Source organism: Streptomyces zaomyceticus (genome assembly GCF_014656215.1).
Lineage (GTDB): Bacteria > Actinomycetota > Actinomycetes > Streptomycetales > Streptomycetaceae > Streptomyces > Streptomyces zaomyceticus.
Genome location: NZ_BNBZ01000011.1, coordinates 1 through 17,376, shown reverse-complemented (window position 1 = coordinate 17,376; position 17,376 = coordinate 1). Strand labels below are relative to the sequence as shown.

The 17,376-nt window shown below is 73.0% G+C and carries 3 protein-coding genes; all 3 read right to left on the bottom strand.

Annotated elements, in window-relative coordinates; all coding sequences use genetic code 11:
• Window positions 1-111: 111 nt before the first annotated feature.
• Window positions 112-336, bottom strand: coding sequence for an MbtH family protein (locus tag IE311_RS16450; RefSeq protein WP_189832434.1), 225 nt, complete (start codon window positions 334-336; stop codon window positions 112-114).
• An 80-nt stretch (window positions 337-416) separates the two neighbouring features.
• On the bottom strand, window positions 417-7,826 hold the full coding sequence (locus IE311_RS16445) for an amino acid adenylation domain-containing protein (protein WP_189832433.1): 7,410 nt from the start codon (window positions 7,824-7,826) through the stop codon (window positions 417-419).
• The coding region (locus IE311_RS16440) for a non-ribosomal peptide synthetase (protein ID WP_189832432.1) at window positions 7,826-17,376 on the bottom strand (9,551 nt) is incomplete at its 5' end. The genes IE311_RS16440 and IE311_RS16445, both read right to left, overlap by 1 nt.

Sequence of the window (17,376 nt, the reverse complement as noted above, 5' to 3'; positions counted from 1 at the left end):
TGCCCCTTCCTCTGATTCTTCTCCCCGGGCTCTTCGGGGGTGGTGCGGAAAAGCGTGTGGCCCGCCCTCCGAGCGCCGGTAAGCGCTCGGAGGGCGGGCCACACGGTGGAATCAGGCGGCGTCGGCGCCTTCCATCTCGCGCACCAGGCTCGCGGGACGCATGTCCGTCCAGTGGGTGTTGATGTGCTCGAGCGCCGCGTCACGCGTGGTCGCCGCCAGGGCGGTGCTCCACCCCTCCGGAACCTCGACGAACGCCGGCCACAGGGAGTACTGCCCCTCGTCGTTGACGAGGACGAGGTAGGTGCCCTCCGGGTCCTCGAAGGGGTTGCTGCTCATGCGATCGCTCCTTTTCGAAGGATTTATCTCGAGGATTCTTCTGGTCGGATTCATATCGTCCCGCCGAATTCCCCCGAGCGTCACAGACGCTCCGCGAGAAAACGCCCGATGCGGGCCATGTGGCGGGCGTCCGTCATCAGATTTCCGTGTGTCGAGTCTATAGCGCAGACCTCGACAGAACCCCCGGTGAGGGGTTGCCACAAGTTGACATCCAGACGGCTTGACCTGTCGGCCTCCGACTTCGTCTCCGCGGAGACGAAGAGAAGATCGCCGTCGAAGAACTCCGGCTCGAAACGCCGCATGAGCCGGACATTGTTCACATACACATCCTTGAGCGCCAGGATGTCCTGGGCCTCCAGATGCCGGAGGTTCTGGTTTCCGCTCTGCAGGAACTCGCGGAAGCGCAGCAGAACGGCTTTCTGGTCTGCTATGAGCTCGTCCATGTCGAAAGTGAAGCCCATCGCCTGGAGGTTGTGCGCGACGACCTCGTGCTCCACGGGCTCGTCGGTGACGGCGTTCTCGCCCGGCGGGTAGGCGTCGAGCAGCGCGAGGAGTCCGATGCTCTCCCCCTCGGCCCGCAGCCGGGTCGCGAGGGCGTGCGCGGCCAGCCCGCCGAAGGACCAGCCGGCCAGCCGGTAGGGCCCGTGGGGCTGGACGGCGCGGATCCTGGCCAGGTAGTCCTCGGTCATCTCGTCCATGGAGGCGGGCAGGGCGCCCGATCCGTCGAGGCCGCTGGCCTGGATGCCGTACACCGGGACGTCGGGGCCGAGATGGCGGACGAGCCCCGCGTAGCACCAGCTGAAGCCGCCGCCGGGGTGCAGGAAGAAGACCGGTGCCGTGGTGCCCCGGGTGCGCAGGGGCAGCAGCCCCCGGGTGGCGCGCCGGCCCCCTTCGCCCTCCGCGCCGTCCCCGCCTTCGGTGGCCGTCGCCGCGCCGGTCAGGACCCGGGCGAGGCCGGCCGGGGTGGAGGTGTCGAAGACGGCCCGTACCGGCAGGTCGGTGGCGAGCTCCTCGCGGACCCGGCCGACGAGCCGGGCGGCGAGGAAGGAGTGGCCGCCGAGCTCGAAGAAGTCGTCGTCCGCCCCGACCTCGGTGACGCCGAGGACCTCGGCGAACAGGGTGCACAGGGCGTGCTCCTCGGGCGTCGAGGCGGGCCTCGACCGGGTGGCGTTGCTCGGGTCGGGGGCGGGGAGAGCCGCCCGGTCGAGCTTGCCGTTGGGGGTGAGGGGCAGTGCGTCGAGGAGGACGAACGCGGCCGGGACCATGTGCTCGGGCAGCCGGCGCGCGAGGTGCTCGCGCAGCTCGGACGGGTGCGGCCGGGCGTCTTCGGCGGGGACCGCGTAGCCGGTCAGACGCCGGTCGCCCGGCCTGTCCTCCCGTACGACGACGGCGGCCTGGGCCACGCCCGGTGCGGTGGCGAGGACCGCCTCGACCTCCCCGGGCTCGATGCGGAAGCCCCGGATCTTGACCTGGGCGTCGCCCCGGCCGAGATAGACGAGGTGTCCCGCGCCGTTCCAGCGGGCGAGGTCGCCGGTGCGGTACATGCGGGTGCCCGCCGGGCCGTGCGGATCGGCGACGAACCGTTCCGCCGTGCGGTCGGGCCGGTGGACGTATCCGCGGGCCAGGGCAGCGCCCGTGATGTACAGCTCGCCGGGGACGCCCACCGGGACCGGCTTCAGCCACCTGTCGAGGAGCCGTACGGAGGTGTTGTCGACGGGTCCGCCGATGGGCGGCGCGCCGGGTGCCCACCGCGCCGGGTCCTCGGGGAGCCGGACCGCGGTGACGACATGGGTCTCGGCGGGGCCGTAGTGGTTGTGCAGCCGGCGGCCGGGGCGGGCCGCGCAGAAGGCGCGGATGGCGCCGTGCGGGGTGAGGGCCTCGCCCGCCTGGACCAGGTCGGTGAGCTCCGGCAGCGGCAGCCCCTGCGCCACGGCCGCCTCGCAGACCGCGTCGAGGACGAGGTTGGGGGCGTACAGCTCGTGGACGCGCCGGTCCTGGAGCCAGCGGGCCAGCCGGGCCGGGTCGCGGCGGACGTCCTCGGGGCAGACCACGAGCGTCTTGCCGGCGAGGAGCGCGGAGAGCATCTCCTGGACGGAGACGTCGAAGCTGACGGCGGTGAACTGGGCGACCCGGGTGCCGGGGCCGCCGGGGATCTCGCTCTCGTGCCAGTCGAGCAGGTTGAGCAACGCCCCGGCGGGCATGGTCACGCCCTTGGGGCGGCCGGTCGACCCGGAGGTGTAGATGACGTACGCCGGGTGGGCGGGGTGCGGTGGGGCGACGAGCTCGCCCGGCGCGAGGGCGCCGTCGTCCAGGCGGGCGAGGGCGGCGAGGGTGTCGGGGGCGTCGACGCGGAGGAGGCGAGGGGCGGCCGGGCCTGCGGCGCCCCCGAGGGCGTCGCCGAGGGCCTCCGGGCCCGCGAGGTCGCTCGTGGTGAGGACCAGCGCGGGGCGGGCGTCCTCGATCATGTACGCGATGCGGTCGGCGGGGTAACCGGGGTCGACGGGCACATAGCCCGCTCCGGTCTTGAGGACCGCCAGCAGCGCGGTGACCAGGTCGGCCGAGCGGTGCATGGCCACGGCGACGAGGTCCTCGGGGCCGACGCCCTGGGCGGCCATCAGCCGGGCGAGGCGGTTGGCCCGGGAGTCGAGCTCCCGGTAACCGACCGCGCCGTCCGGGGTGTCGACCGCGACGGCCTCCGGGGCGCGCAGGGCGGCGGCCGCGAAGCGCGCCGCGAGGCCGCCGTCCAGGGCGCGGGGCCGTACCGGTCCCGTGCCGGTGGCGAGGACCCGGTCCTGCTCGGCCCCGCTCAGCAGCGGCAGTTCGCCGAGGCGGCGCTGCGGCTCCGCGGTCACCGCGTCGAGGAGGCGGAGCAGCCGTTCGACGAGGGTCCGCGCGGTGGCGGGGTCGAACAGGTCGGTGCTGAACTCGATGCCGGCGCCGAGCCCGTCGGGGGTGCCGTCGGGGGTGTGGCGCTCCGCGAAGGAGAGCAGCAGGTCGAACTTGGCCGAGCCGGTGGCGGAGGGCAGTTGGGCGGCGGTGAGTCCGGGAAGCCGGAGCTCCTCCCCTTCGGTGCCGGGCCGCCGGTCGGTGTTGTTGAAGGTGAGCATGGTCTGGAAGAGCGGGTGGCGGGACTGCGACCGCTTGGGGTTGAGCGCCTCGACGAGCCGCTCGAACGGCAGGTCCTGGTGGGCGTAGGCGGCGAGGTCCGTCTCCCGGACGCGGCCGACGAGCTCCTTGAAGGTGGGGTCGCCCGAGGTGTCGGTGCGCAGCACGAGGGTGTTGACGAAGAAGCCGACGAGGTCGTCGAGGGCGTCGTCCGTCCGGCCCGCGATGGGGGTGCCGAGCGGGATGTCCGTACCGGCGCCGAGCCGGGTGAGAAGGGCGGCGACGGCGGCTTGGAGCACCATGAACGGGCTGGCCTGGACGGAGCGGGCGAGGCCGCGGACCCGCCCGTACAGCGCCTCGGGCACCTCGTAGAGGACCCGGTCCCCGCGGTGGCCGGCGACGGCGGGCCGGGGCCGGTCGGTGGGCAGCGGCAGTTCGTCCGGCAGCCCGGCCAGGGTCTCCTTCCAGTGGGCGAGTTGGCGGGCGACCGCGCTGTCCGGGTCGTCCTCGGTGCCGAGCGCGGCGCGCTGCCAGAGGCTGTAGTCGGCGTACTGGACGGGGAGCGGGGCCCAGCCGGGGGCGTCGCCGGCGTGCCGGGCTGCGTAGGCGGTGACGAGGTCGCGGGCGAGCAGCGGGACGGACCAGCCGTCGCCCGCGATGTGATGGACGAGCAGCAGCAGGACGTGCTCCCCCGGTCCCGTACCGAACAGCCAGGCGCGCAGCGGCAGTTCCCGGTCCAGGGCGAAGGGGTGGGCGGCGGCCGCGGCGAGCTCCGCGTCGATCCGGTCCGCCGCGAGGGCCCCGGGGACGTGGGTCAGTTCGGGGCGGGCGTCGGCGCTGTCCCGCACGATCTGGTACGGCCCCTCGGCGTCCTCGGCGAAGACGGTCCGCAGCGCCTCGTGGCGTTCGGCGACGTCCGCGAGGGCGGCTCGCAGCGCGGCCGGGTCGAGGTCCCCGGTGAGCTTCATCGCGAAGGGGATGTTGTACGTGGGGCTCGGCCCCTCGAAGCGATGGAGGAACCACAGCCTGCGCTGGGCGAACGAGGCGGGCACCCGCTCCGGGCGCGGACGCGCCGGTTCGAGGGCGGGCCGGGCGGCGCCCGCCGTGTCCAGGGCGCGGGCCAGCGCGGCCACGGTCGGGTTCTCGAAGAGCTGGCGTACGGCGATCTCCGCGCCCAGCACCGAACGGACCCGTCCGGCGAGCCGGGTGGCGAGCAGCGAATGGCCGCCGAGCTCGAAGAAGTCGTCGTCGACACCGACCTGCGGCACGCCGAGGAGCTCCGCGAACAGCCCGCACAGGATGTCCTCCTGCGGGGTGCGCGGGAGGCGCCGTGTGCCGCCGGCCGCCGGCGCGGCCTCCGCCTGCGGCAGGGCCCGCCGGTCGACCTTGCCGTTGCCGGTCAGGGGCAGCGCGTCCAGGGTCAGGAACGCGCCGGGCACCATGTAGTCGGGAAGCTCGGCGGAGACATGGGCGCGCAGCTCGGCCGGGGTGGGGTCGGCGCCCCGTTCGGCGACCAGGCAGGCGACGAGCCGCTTGTCCCCGGGGCGCGGCTCCTGCACGGTGACGACGGCCTGGGCGACGCCCGGATGCCGCCCGAGGACGGCCTCGATCTCCCCCAGTTCGATGCGGAACCCGCGCAGTTTCACCTGCTCGTCGGCGCGTCCGAGGTATTCGAGGGTGCCGTCGGGGGCCCAGCGGACGAGGTCGCCCGTGCGGTACATCCGCGCGCCGGCCGGTCCGTACGGGTCGGCGACGAAGCGTTCGGCGGTGAGGCCGGGGCGCTGCCAGTAGCCGCGGGCGAGGCCCGCCCCGGCGATGTGCAGTTCGCCCGCCATGCCGCGCGGGACGGGGCGCAGTCCGGCGTCGAGGACGAGCAGCCGGGTGTTGTCCAGCGGGGTGCCGATCGGGACGGCGGCGGGGACGGGACCGCCGGCCGGCAGCCGGTGCCGGACGGCGAACGTCGTCGTCTCGGTGGGTCCGTATCCGTCGACGACCGAGGTCTCCGGGCAGACGGCCATGACCCGGCGTACGGCCGCGGCGGGCACGACGTCTCCGCCGGTCCACACCTCGCGGACCCCGGCGAGGACCTCGGGGGCCTCGTCGGCGACGAGCTGGAAGAGCCCGGACGTCAGCCACAGGCCGGTCACCCCGTACTCAGCGACGAGCTCCCCGAGCCGCGCGGTGCCGAGGTCCCCGGGCGGGGCGACGACGGCGGTGCCGCCGGAGAGCAGCGGCACCCACAGCTCGTAGGTGGAGGCGTCGAAGGCGTGCGGGGAGTGCACGAGGACGGTCCGGTGCGCGGCCCCGGAGAACGACCGGTCGTGGGCGAGTTCCAGCACGGCCCGGTGGCTGACGGCGACGCCCTTGGGCGTGCCGGTCGACCCGGACGTGTGCATGAGGTAGGCGAGGCGGTCGCCCGCGTGGTGACGCGGGAGGGCGGTCTCGGGGCCGTCCACAGGTGCCGGGTCCCCGGTCGGCTCCCCGTCCACCGTCAGCGGGGTCACGCCCAGTTCCCCGGCGTGGGGGGCGTGCTCCCGGTCCGTCAGGACCAGGCGGACGCTGGCGAGGCCGGCGACCTGACGGAGGCGGTCGACCGGGTCCCCGTGCCGCAGCGGCACATACGTCCCGCCGGCCTTGAGGACGGCCAGCACCGACACGACGAGTTCCGCCGAGCGTTCCATCAGGAGCGCGACGGGCGTCTCCGCCGTCACACCGAGCCCGACGAGCCGCCGGGCCAGGACGTCGGAGCGGGCGTCGAGGGTCGCGTAGTCGTACGCCGTGGTCCCGCAGCGGACGGCGAGGGCGTCCGGGGTGCGCAGCGCCTGGGCGCGGAACGCCTCGGGCAGGCTCGTCTCCGGTACGGGGGTGTCCGCGCCCCGGCCGAGGTCGAGGACGGCCCGCCGCTCGTCGGCGGAGAGCAGTTCCAGGCGGCCGAGCGGCCGTCCCGGGTCGGTGGCGACCGAGCGGAGCACCCGTACCAGCCGGTCCATGACCGACCGGGCCGTCTCCTCCGGGACCAGGTCGGGCTGGTGGTCGAGGCGGAGCCGCAGCCCGCCTCGGCCGACGGCGACCAGGGCGAGGGGGTAGTGGGTGGCATCGCGGTTGCGGCTCCCCGTGACGGTGACGCCCCGGATGCCGCCGGGCCGGTCGTTCTCGGCGCCGATGTCGACCGGGTAGTTCTCGAACACCATGGTGGTGTCGAAGAGTTCACCGGATCCGGCGAGCCGCTGGACCTCGGCGAGACCGGTGTGCTGGTAGGGCTGGAGCCGGGTCTGCTCGTCCTGCACCCGGCGCACGGTGTCGACGAGGGGCTCGTCGGCCCGCAGCCGGACCCGTACGGGCAGGGTGTTGATGAAGAGCCCCACCATCGTCTCGATGCCGGGGATCTCCGGCGGCCGGCCGGAGACGGTGGTGCCGAAGACCACGTCGTCGCGTCCGGTCAGTCCGCTCAGGACGACCGCCCAGGCGCCCTGGACCAGGGAGTTGAGGGTGAGGGCCCGTTCCCGGGCGAGCGCGGTGAGCGCCTCGTACGTGGGACGGTCCACCTCGGTCTCCAGGCGGCCGGGGACGACCGGGGTCCGCTCCCCGGCCTGCGGGGAGACGAGGGTGGGGCCGTCGAGCCCGGCGAGGGTCTCGCGCCAGGCGGTCAGCGCGGCGCCCTTGTCCTGACCCGCGAGCCACTGGAGGTAGTCGCGGAAGGGACGGACCCGGGGCAGGGCGCTGTCGTCGCCGCCGGAGGCGTAGAGCGCGAGCAGCTCGCGCACGAACATCGGGCGGGACCAGCCGTCGAGCAGGATGTGGTGGTTGGTCAGGACGAAGCGGTGCCGGCCCTCGCCGAGGCGGATGAGGGTGAACCGCATCAGCGGGGGCTTGGCGAGGTCGAACCGGCGCGTCCGGTCCTCCTCCACGGCCCGGTCCGCGGCCGCCGCCCGCTCGGCCTCGGGGAGGCCGGTCAGGTCCAGCTCCTCCCACGGCAGCCGTACCTCGTGCGGGATCATCTGCACGGGCCGCTGGAGACCGGCGTACCGGAAGGCCGCCCGCAGGTTGGCGTGGCGCCGCAGCAGCGCACGGCAGGCGGCCCGCAGGGCCTCGGTGTCGAGGTCCCCGGCCAGGTCGATGGCCTGCTGCACGAGGTACACGTCCGGTGCGGCCTCGTCGTACACGCTGTGGAAGAGCAGCCCCTCCTGGAGGGGGGCCAGCGGCAGGATGTCCTGAAGCCCGGACCGCGGGCCGGAAGCCGGCCCGGAGGGGGCCCCCGGCCGCGCCCCGGACCGCGCCCCCGACTGCGGCCCCGGCCGCTGCCCCTGCTCCTCCTCCGTCCGCGCGGGCGTCGTCGCCTGCGTCGGGTCCTGCGTCGTCGCCTGCGTCATCGCCTGCGTCGCCATCACGAGGTCCTCCACTCGTCTTCCAGCAATTCGATCTCGTCCTGGCTCAGCAGGCTCAGGGACACGTCCGAGACGGTCAGTCCGCCCGCGTCGGGGCGCTCCACGTGCTCGGTCAGCGCCCTCAGGGCCTGGAACCACAGGTCCGCCAGCTCCTCGACCTCGGCGCGGCCGAGAATCTCCCGCGCCCAGGTCCAGGTGGCCGACAGCTCGGGCCCGGCGGGCCCGTCGTTGGTACGGGAGTTGAGCTCCAGCGGGTGCGCCAGCGGCACCCGCGGGTCGGTGCCGCCCGCTCCGGCGGCCGTCGACAGCACGGTCCAGTCGGGCACGGCGGCGGTGCCCGCGTCCTTGGTGCCGGCCGTCGTGAAGCGGCCCAGGTAGTTGAAGGCGACCTGGGGCCGGGGCAGTCCGGCGAAGCCGGCGGCCGTCGCCGCGTCGAGGTGACGCGTCAGGCCGTACCCCATGCCCTTGTCGGGGACGGCGCGCAGCTGCTCCTTGATCTGCTTGATCGCCGCTCCGGCGGCGGGGCCGCCCGCGAAGGCGTCGGCCAGGTCGGCGGTCGCCGGGTCGAGCCGCACCGGGTACAGGCTGGTGAACCAGCCGACGGTACGGGACAGATCGACGCCGCCGACCAGCTCCTCCTCGCGCCCGTGGCCCTCCAGGTCGATCAGGGCCGTACCGGCGGGAGTGCCCCGCCAGCGCGCCCAGGCGAGGGCGAACGCGGCCAGCAGCACATCGTTCACCTCGGCCTTGAACGCGGCCGGCACCCGGGTCAGGAGCAGCTCGGTCACCTCCTCCGGCAGCGTCACCGTCAGGTGCTCCGCCGTCCCGTAGGTGTCCCGCCCGGGGTCGAGCGCCCGCGCGCCGATACGGGGGTCGCCGGGCCGCAGCACCTGCTGCCACCAGCCGGCCTCGGCCGCCCTCGCCGGCCGCGCCGCCTCCTCGGTCAGCCGCTGCGACCAGCGCCGGAACGAGGTGCCCACGGCCTGCAGCGCCGGCGTCCGGCCCGCGCTCACCTCCCGGTACGCCTCCGCCAGATCCGGTACGAGGATCCGCCAGGACACCCCGTCGACGACCAGGTGGTGGACGAGCAGGAGCAGCAGCCCCGGCAGGTCGTGACCCCGGTCGAACCAGACCGCCTGCACGACGTCACCCGTGGCCAGGTCGAGCCGCTCGCGGGCGGCCCGGGTCTCCCGGCCGACCAGCTCGCGCTGCTCCCTCTCGTCGAGTCCGGCCGCGTCGACGCGGCGCAGGATCGCGTCCACGTCCACGGCCCCCGGCTCGCGGAACTCCAGGCGCCGCTCGGGCGCCGGGGAGAGCCGGGCCCGCAGGGCGTCGTGGTGGTCGACGAGCGCGCCGAGAGCGGCCCGCAGATGCCCGTGGTCGAGCGTCGCCGGGACCTGGACGAGCCGGGACTGGTTGTACTGGTCGGCGGGGCCGCCCCGTTCGAGGAACCAGTGCATGATCGGCGTCAGGGGTACGTCTCCGACGCCGGCGCCCGGCTCCTCGGCGGGCGTGCCGCCGGTCTCCGTGACGACCTCGGCCAGAGCGGCGACGGTCCGCTGCTCGAAGATGTCCCGGACGGACAGTTCGAGTCCGGCCCGGCGGGCCCGGCTGACCAGCTGGATCGACATGATGCTGTCGCCGCCGAGGTCGAAGAAGCTGTCGTCGATCCCGGCGTCGTCGAGGCCGAGCACATCGGCGAAGAGGGCGCACAGCGCCTTCTCGCGTTCGGTGCGGGGGCCGCGCCGGTCCGTGCCGTCCCGGTCCGTGCCGTAGACGGGGGCGGGCAGCGCGCGCCGGTCGAGCTTGCCGTTCAGGGTGAGCGGCAGGACGTCGAGCGTGACGACCGCCGACGGAACCATGTACTCGGGCAGGGCCGCGGCGACATGGGCGCGCAGGGCGTCCTGGTCCGCGAGCTCCGCCGCCGCCGGCACGACGTACGCCACGAGGCGCTTGTCGCCGGGCCGGTCCTCGCGCAGGACCACCGCGGCCTGGGCGATCTCGGGGCGGCCGGTGAGGACCGCCTCGACCTCGCCGGGCTCGATGCGGAAGCCGCGGAGTTTGACCTGGTCGTCGACCCGGCCGAGGAACTCCAGGCGACCGTCGCCGAGCCGGCGCACGACGTCTCCCGTGCGGTACATCCGCTCGCCGCCGCCCGTGAACGGGTCGGCCACGAACCGCTGGGCGGTGAGACCGCTCCGGCCGAGGTAGCCGCGCGCGACTCCGGCACCACCGATGTACAGCTCGCCCGCGACGCCCGGCGGCACCGGCCGGAGCCGGGCGTCGAGCACGTACACCCTCGTGTTCCACAGGGGCCGTCCGATCGGCACGACCGCCTCGGGCACCTCCTGCGGGGTGCGCAGCTGGTTGACCGTGGAGAAGACGGTGGTCTCGGTCGGGCCGTACTCGTTGGCGACGACCGTGCCCGGGCAGGTCTCCAGGACCCGTCGGACCGCCGCCGGGGAGACGACGTCACCGCCGGCCCAGATCTCGCGCACCCCTCGGAAGCACTCGGGCCGTTCCTCGGCCAGCACCCGGAACAGTCCGGCGCTGACGAAGAGTCCGGTCACCCCGCCGTCGGCGATCGCCGTGGCGAGGTCCCCCGCGTCGAGCCGGCCGGCCGGTGCGAGGACGATCGCGCCGCCGGTGAGGAGCGGGGTCCAGATCTCGAAGGTCGAGGCGTCGAAGGCGTACGGCGAGTGCATCAGGACCCGCTCGTGGTTGCCGGCGCGCCAGTAGCGGTCGGCCGCCAGGTGGACGACGTTGTGGTGGGTGTTGCCGACGCCCTTGGGGGTGCCCGTGGAGCCGGAGGTGTACATGACGTAGGCGAGCTGCTCGGCGTCCGTCACCGTCTCCGGGGCGGTGGCCGGCTCGGCGGAGAGGTCGAGGACGCCGGCGTTCGGGCCGCCGGCTCCGGGACCGGTCTCCGGCGTACCGGCCGCGCCGAGACCGGGGCCGACGCGGAGGACCGGGACGTCGCCGTCCACCGCGAACCCGAGGTCCTGGGGCGCCCGGTCGGTGAGCAGCGCCGCCGCCCCGGTGTCGCGGAGAATGAACTCGGAGCGTGCCGCGGGCTGGTTCGGGTCGATCGGCACATACACGCCGCCCGCCTTGAGGACGGCGAGCGTCGAGACGACCAGCTCCGGCGTGCGCTCCTGGAGCACCGCCACCCGGGTCTCGGCACCGACTCCCCGGCCGGCCAGATGACGGGCGAGCCGGTTGGCCCGCTCGTCGAGCTCACGGTAGGTGAGCGTGCCGCCGGGGCCGGTGAGGGCGACGGCGTCGGGCCGAGCGGCCGCGTGCTCGGCGAAGAGCACGTGCACCGGGGTCCGGTCGCGGTGGTCGACCTCCGTGGCGTTGCCGTCCACGAGGATCGCGCGCCGCTCGGCCGCGTCGAGGATCTCCACGTCACCGGCCCGGGAGCCGGGGTCGGTGGCGAGCGCGGCGAGGACCCGGACGAAGCGGTCGGCGATGCCCTGCGCGGTGGCCCGGTCGAACAGCTCGGTGCTGAAGTCCAGGGCGCAGCTCAGGACGGGCGTTCCACCGGTGGCCGTACCGTGCTCGACGATCTCGAAGGAGAGGTCGAACTTGGCGGAGGGCGAGCCGAGTGGGCGTCCCGTGACGGCGAGACCGGCCGGTCCGCCGAGCACGGCTCCGCCGTCGCCGCCCGCGCCGCCGCCTCCGCGAGCGCCGTTGTCGAAGCTGAGCATCGTCTGGAAGAGGGGGTGCCGGGCGAGGGACCGCTCGGGGTTCACCACTTCCACCAGCCGCTCGAACGGCAGGTCCTGGTGGGCGTAGGCCTCCAGGTTCCGTGTCCGGACGCGTGCGATCAGCTCGGCGAACGTCGGGTCGCCGGAGGTGTCGGTCCGCAGGACGAGGGTGTTGACGAAGAAGCCGACCAGGTCGTCCAGAGCATCGTCCGTACGACCCGCGATCGGGGTGCCCAGAGGGATGTCGTCCCCCGCGCCGAGCCTGCTCAGCAGCGTCGCCAGACCCGCCTGCAGCACCATGAAGAAGCTGGCCCGGTGGTCGCGGGCGACTTCGGTGAGACGCTCGTGGAGTCCCTCGGGGAAGGCGAACGTGACCCGGTCGCCCTCGTACGAGGCGGTCGCCGGCCGCGGCCGGTCGAAGGGCAGGACCAGCTCCTCCGGCAGACCCGCCAGGGTCTCCCGCCAGTACGACAGCTGACGCGAGAGCTCGCTCTGCGCGTCCTCCTCCGAACCGAGCAGCTCACGCTGCCAGAGGCTGTAGTCCGCGTACTGCACCGGCAGCGCCTCCCACAGCGGGGCGGCACCGCCCAGGACGCGGGCCGAGTAGGCCGCCGTGAGGTCACGGACCAGGATGCCGCGCGACCAGGCGTCACCCGCGATGTGGTGCGTGAGGAGGAGCAGCCCGCTGCGCTCGCGCACGGCCGCGCCGCCGCCTTCCCCGGCCTTCGGGGTCTCCTCGGGCTCCTCGATCTCCGACGGCAGGCGGACGAGGGTGGCCCGGAGGGGCGCCTCGGCGCCGAGGTCGAAGACGTATCCGGCCGCGCGCCGCATCAGCCGGTCGGCCGCGGCCTCGTCGGACGCGTGCTCGACGACCAGCGGCACCCGTACCTGCTCGGGACCGAGGACGACCTGGTGGGCGGAGCCGTCGGCGTCCTCGGCGAAGACGGTACGGAGGCTCTCGTGCCGGGCCGCGACATCGGCGAGGGCCAGGCGCAGGGCGTCCTCGTCGACCGGACCGGTCAGGTTCACCGAGACCGGCATGTTGTACGCGTCGCTCGGACCCTCCAGGTGCTGGAGGAACCACAGCCGCTGCTGGGCGTGCGACAGCGGCACCCGGGCCGGCCGGACCGCACGGACCACCCGCCCTCGCGCCTCCGTGGCCGCGTCGAGCACACCGGCGAGTGCGGCGATGGTCGACGCTTCGAAGATCTGCCGGACGGCGAGTTCGACGTCCAGGACGCTGCGGATGCGGCTGACGAGCTTCGTCGCCAGGAGGGAGTGTCCACCCAGCTGGAAGAAGTCGTCGTCGATGGAGACGGCCCGGGTCAGACCCAGCGTCTCCGCGAACAGACCCGCGAGGATCTCCTCACGCGGCGAGCGCGGTGCACGGCCGGCGGACTCCACCCCGTACTCGGGCGCGGGCAGCGCCCGCCGGTCCAGCTTCCCGTTCGGCGTCAACGGGAACACGTCCAGCGTCACGAACGCCGACGGCACCATGTACTCCGGCAGCTGCTCCGCCGCCAGCGCACGCAGGTCCGCGATCACCGGCCCAGCGCTGTCGGACGTCGCCACCACATACGCGGCGAGGCGCTTGTCGCCGGGGCGGTCCTCCCGTACCAGTACCGCCGCCTGAGCGACGCTCTCGTGGGAGGCGAGTACGGCTTCGATCTCGCCGAGCTCGATACGGAATCCACGCAGCTTGACCTGGTCATCGACACGGGACAGGTATTCGAGCTCCCCGTCCTTGGTCCACCTCACCAGGTCACCCGTCCGGTACATCCGCGAACCCGCCGTACCGAACGGATCGGCCACGAACCGCTCCGCCGTCAGACCCGGCCGGCCGTGATAGCCGCGCACGACACCTTCGCCGGCGATGTAGAGCTCACCAGGAACACCCACCGGCACCGGACGCAGACCACCGTCCAGAACGAACACCTGCGTGTTCCAGATCGGACGACCGATCCGCGGAGCCCTCGCACTGTCCCGCGTGACCTCCCAGGCCGTCGACCACACCGTGGTCTCCGTCGGCCCGTACAGGTTGGTCACGGACACCGCGCGCTCGGCCAGACCCACCGCCAGATCCGACGGCAACGCCTCACCACCCACCAGCACCCGCAGCCGCCCCACCACCGACGGATCCTCGGCCAGCACCGCACGCCACAACGAAGGCGTCGCCTGCATCACCGTCGCCCGCGACTCGACCGCGAGACGGCACAGACCAGCCGGATCCCGCACCACATCCCGAGCAGCCACCACCACAGCAGCACCACTCAGCAACGGCACGAACAGCTCAAGACCCGCGATGTCGAACCCGACCGTCGTCACAGCCAACAGCCGGTCCTCCACCCCCAACCCGAACCGATCACCCATCGAAGCAAGGAAGTTCACCAACGCACCCTGCGGAACCACCACACCCTTCGGCCGCCCCGTCGACCCCGACGTATAGATCACATACGCGGAGTTGTCGGCACCGGAGCCGGTGAGCGTCGGCGCGTCCGCCTCGGCGGCGCCGGCGAGCTCGGCCGGCAGGGACGGGTCGTCGAGCAGAAGCATCGGCGCGTCGAAGTCCGGCAACTCGTAGGTGAGTTCGCTCGTGGTGACGACCAGCGCGGGGTCGGCGTCGGCGAGCATGTACGCCAGCCGGTCGGCCGGATACTCCGTGTCCAGCGGCAGATAAGCGGCCCCCGCCTTCCACACCGCCACCAGCGACACCACCAACTCCACCGACCGCGGCAGAGCCACCGCCACGAACCGCTCCGCCACCACACCACGCGCCACCAGCACCCGAGCCAACCGCTCCGCACGCGCATCCAACTCCGCATACGAAACCGACTCACCACCGGCAACCACCGCCACCACATCCGGCGACACACGCACCCGCTCGGCGAACAACTCCACCACCGAACGACCCGGCACCTCACACACCGTCTCGTTCCACCCCGACACCACCAACTCCTCCTCCACACCATCGAGGAGGCCGATGAGGTCGAGCGGAGCGTCCGGGGCGTCGACCATGCCCTGGAGCAGACGCAGATAGCGCCGGCCGAGCTCCTCGACGGTGGCCGTGTCGAACAGGTCCGTGCTGAACTCCAGGACGCCGTCGAGCGCACCGGCGCCCGCACCACCCGCACCGTTCGCATCGGCGTCCCCGGGCTCGCCGCGCTCGCCGGGCTGCTCGGCGAAGGCGAAGGACAGGTCGAACTTGCCCGCCCCCGTCTCGGCCGCGGCCCGGGACACGCTGAGGCCGGGCAGCTGCCTTGCCGTCGCGCCGGTCACGGCCGTGTCGGTGTTGTTGAACGCGAGCAGCACCTGGAACAGCGGGTGCCGGGCGAGCGACCGCTCGGGATTCACGACCTCGACGAGCCGCTCGAACGGCAGGTCCTGGTGGGCGTACGCGGCCAGGTTCTGCTTCCGTACCCGCTCGACGAGCGAACGGGCGGAGGGCCGGCCCGAGGTGTCCGTACGCAGGACGAGCGTGTTGATGAAGACGCCGATGAGGTCGTCGAGAGCGTCGTCCGTACGGCCGGCGATCGGCGTACCGATCGGGATGTCCTCCCCGGCGCCCAAACGGGTGAGGAGCGCGGCCAGCGCCGCCTGGAGGACCATGAACGGACTCGCCTGGGCCTCCCGGGCCAGCTCCACCACCTGCCGGTAGAGCGCGGCCGGGACCTCGAACGGAATCCTCTCTCCGCGGTACGAGGCGACCGCGGGGCGCGACCGGTCGAAAGGCAGCTCCAGCTGGTCCGGCAGCCCGGCGAGGGCGTCCTTCCAGTAGGTGAGCTGACGGGAGATCTCGCTCTGCGCGTCCTCCTCCGAACCGAGGAGTTCACGCTGCCAGAGGCTGTAGTCCGCGTACTGGACGGGCAGCGGCTGCCACGCGGGCGCCCCGCCGGCGACCCGGCTCGCGTACGCCGAGGTCAGATCCCGCGCCAGCGGACCACGCGACCACGCGTCACTCACGATGTGGTGCAGGAGGAGGAGCAGGATGTGCTCGTCCTCGGACACCGCGAACAACGTGGCCCTGAGCGGGAGTTCGGAGGAGAGGTCGAACCCTCGGCGCACGGCCTCCTTCAGCCGCGCCTCGGACTCCTCCGGTGCCACCTCGACGACGGGCAGCTCGAACCGGACGTTCTCCACGCTCCGGACGATCTGGTACGCGCCGTCCCCGTCCTCGGCGAAGACGGTCCGCAGGCTCTCGTGCCGGGCGACCACGTCGGAGAGCGCCAGGCGCAGCGCCTCACGGTCCAGAGGACCGTCGAGACGGAGGGCCACGGGGATGTTGTAGGTGGCGCTGGGGCCCTCGAACCGGTTGAGGAACCACAGGCGCTGCTGGGCGTACGAGAGCGGGATCCGCTCGGGCCTGGGCGTGACCGCCCGCAGGGCGGAGCGGGCGCTGTCGGCACCGTCGAGCGCGGCGGAGAGGCCGGCGACGGTGGGGGTGTCGAAGAGCTGCCGGACGGCGAGTTCGACGTCCAGGACGCTGCGGACGCGGCTGACGAGCTTCGTGGCGAGCAGGGAGTGTCCGCCGAGCTGGAAGAAGTCGTCGTCGATGGAGACGGCGTCGGTCAGACCCAGCGTCTCCGCGAACAGACCCGCGAGGATCTCTTCACGGGGCGAGCGCGGGGCGCGGCCGGCGGACTCGGTGACGTAGTCGGGTGCGGGCAGGGCCTTGCGGTCGAGCTTGCCGTTGGAGGTCAGCGGCAGCTCGTCGAGTTCGACGAACGCGGAGGGGACCATGTAGTCCGGCAGACGCTGAGCGACGAACTCCCGCAGCCCGTCCGCCGAACCCACGACATAGCCGACCAGACGCTGATCCCCGGCCCGGTCCTCCCGGACCACGACAGCGGCGCGGGAAATCGACGGGAAGGCACTCACCACGGCCTGGATCTCGCCGAGTTCGATACGGAATCCCCGCACCTTCACCTGGTCGTCGACCCGGCCGACATACACCAGCTGACCCTCGGCATTCCACCGGGCCACATCACCCGTGCGATACATCCGCGCACCGGCCGGACCGAACGGATCCGCCACGAAGCGCTCACTCGTCAGGTCCGGACGCTCCCAATAACCACGGGCCAGAACAACACCCGCGATGTAGAGCTCTCCCGCGACACCCGGAGCCACCGGCCGCAGACGGCTGTCCAGGACGTAGGCGCGGGTATTCCAGAACGGACGGCCGATCGGAACCGGACCCGAACCCACCCCAGCACCCGGCTCGACCCAGAAATCGGTGCAGTTGACCGTGGCCTCGGTCGGACCATACGCATTCACCACCCGCGCATCCGGATGACGCTCCCGCCACGAGGCGAGCGCCTCACCCACCAGCGCCTCACCACCCGTGACCAGCGTCCCCGACGGAGACACCTCAGCCGGCAAAGCCTCCAGCAGACCCAGATGCGACGGCGTCACCTTCATGAACGAAGGCCGGATCACATCCCCGGAACTCTCTTCCAGATCACCGAGAACAACACAGCCACCCGACACCAACGGCGTATAGAGAGCCGTCACCGTCAGGTCGAAAGCAACCGAGGAATGCAGAAGTGAGGAACCCGAAGCATCTCCATAGACCGCGCGAGCACGCTCCAGATAAGCGCCCACCGAACGATGCTCGACCACCACACCCTTCGGCCGGCCCGTCGAACCCGACGTGAAAATCACATACACCGGATGCGAAAGAGAAACAGACACCGACACCGGATCATCAGCGAAACCATCCGCCTCCGCGAGGACCGACAGATCGTCGATCACCATCACCGGACGCGCATCACCAAGAATCTGCGCCACACGATCCGCCGGATACTCCACATCCACCGGCACATACGCACCACCCGCCTTCACCA